The 2023-nt window shown below is 52.2% G+C and carries 3 protein-coding genes; all 3 read right to left on the minus strand.

The features are described 5' to 3' along the window. Positions 1 to 286, minus strand: a 286-nt coding sequence (locus V8L70_RS22705; protein WP_336270701.1) for a hypothetical protein, incomplete at its 3' end; no start/stop codon positions are given. Between the two features lie 130 nt (positions 287 to 416). Beyond that, positions 417 to 1181 (minus strand): copper resistance protein B, encoded by a 765-nt coding sequence (locus V8L70_RS22710; protein ID WP_008957453.1) that lies wholly within the window; start codon positions 1179 to 1181, stop codon positions 417 to 419. 9 nt (positions 1182 to 1190) lie between these two features. Then, positions 1191 to 2023, minus strand: an 833-nt coding sequence (locus V8L70_RS22715) for a multicopper oxidase domain-containing protein (protein WP_336270702.1), incomplete at its 5' end; no start/stop codon positions are given.

Here is a 2023-nt window from a genome sequence, read left to right on the forward strand (position 1 = left end):
TGGACGCTTCTGCTACTTGTTTTCCAGTTTTGTCATAAAGCACAGCTGAAATGCGGTTGCCAGTGCTGGTAAAACCTGGGAAGTGCTCACTCGCTACTTTCAGTGTAGTCGCTTGTTCAATGTTAATATTGAAACGCTTCGATTGCCCCTGAGCAAGCATCTGTGTAGAAGATACGCCTCTTTCTAGTAAGGGAAGATCCTGTGTTGTATTGCCTAAGCTCGCTAATACAGGTGTAGAGAAGATACTTGCTACTACTGCACTAAAAACAATTGCTTTAATTTTCATGGTGGTTTACTCCGTTGGTTATTTACAATTTAATAATAACCTTAGAGTATGAATTGAAGCTGAATTTAGTGGTTTATTAGCAAAAAAAACGCCACCTTCCGGTGGCGCAAGTTATAGAGTGCTTAACGATTTAAAACATTAACCTGACACCTGCCACCACGCCGGTATCTTCGGTATTATTCCCACCAGCACGAGATAGGTCGGCGGTATCGCCATACTCTTTTACCCAGTAAGCGCCCACGTAAGGCGCAAAGCGTCTGGTCACTTCGTAGCCCAGGCGCATGCCGACACGCACTGAGTTAAGGCCCTCACCCACACCAAATTCCTCAACTTCGCTGGCAGCTACGGCAATTTCGGTGCGCGGCTGTAGGTAGAGCCGCTGTGTCAGGCGCAGATCGTACTCGCCCTCAAAACTAGCGGCCACGTCGCCATCTTCACTCACTTGCATAGCAACGTCGGTTTCAATGCCGTAGGGCATCACACCTTGTAGGCCGACAACCCCATAGGTGCGTTCGGCGTGATCATCGGAGAACACACCGCCTTGGTAACCGATACCCCCCTGTAACTCCCAAAAATCAGCCACTAGGCGACTATAGAGTAGTTCCAGGGATTCAAACTCAGCATCTTCACCGTCGCCTTGGACATTCTCGCCCTCTGACTTCAGGTAAACACGGTTGATATCACCGCCATACCAGCCTTGAAAGTCCCACACGACGGCCTCCTCGCCGTTATCGGGTACGCTATATTCAAGACGATCAAAGAGCGCCATACCCATATTGTGTTCCATCGTGGGCGCTGGCCAATCTTTCGGCGCGTCGTAACCATCTTCCGCATGGGCAGCGGTGGTCATGACAAACGCTAAGCTAATGCCAGTAAAATAAAGCTTAGTTTTCATACTGCCTCCTTAAGAAACCTGAACAACGCGGAACATTCCGGCATCCATGTGATAAAGCAGGTGGCAATGGAACGCCCAACTGCCTTCAGCATCTGCCGTAATCAGTGCCGAAACCCGCTCGCCGGGCTTAACGTTCAAGGTGTGTTTGCGCGGAATTAGCTCGCCCTGACCGTTTTCTAGCTCCATCCACATACCGTGGAGGTGGATAGGATGCTCCATCATGGTGTCGTTGATCAGGATTAGGCGCAGCCGCTCATCTTTCACAAAATGGATTGGGCCGGTCACTTCGCTAAACTTCTTGCCGTCGAACGACCACATGTAACGTTCCATGTTGCCGGTCAGGTGCAGCTCAAGCTCACGGCCTGGTTCGCGGCGGTCAGGCCATGGCGTGAAGGCTTTAAGATCGCGGTAGACGAGTACTCGACGTTCGTTGGGGTCGATGCCTATGCCCGCCTGGTCGTAGCGAGAGCCGGGCTGGGCTTCACCGGCAATGAGAATGCCGTTTTCGCCGACTTTCGCCTGCTCGCCCGACATGCCGCCCACATTAGAATGATCCATGCCCTCCATGTTGGAATGATCCATCCCCTCCATATTAGAGTGATCCATGCCTTCCATACCAGCATCGTCACCGCTCATTCCCGGCATATTGGAGTGATCCATACCTTCCATATTCGACATGCCTGAATGATCCATACCTTCCATGTCACCCATGCCATGAGCGCCCATGGCTTCCATGCCGCGGTCGGCAATTTGGCGGCGCTTGGGAATCTCCGCCTGCATGCCTTCACGCGGGGCTAGCGTGGCGCGAGCGTAGCCACTCCGATCCATGGCTTCGGCGAAGA

Origin of the sequence: Vreelandella arctica (genome assembly GCF_037070215.1) — a bacterium.
In the GTDB taxonomy this organism is placed as follows: domain Bacteria; phylum Pseudomonadota; class Gammaproteobacteria; order Pseudomonadales; family Halomonadaceae; genus Vreelandella; species Vreelandella arctica.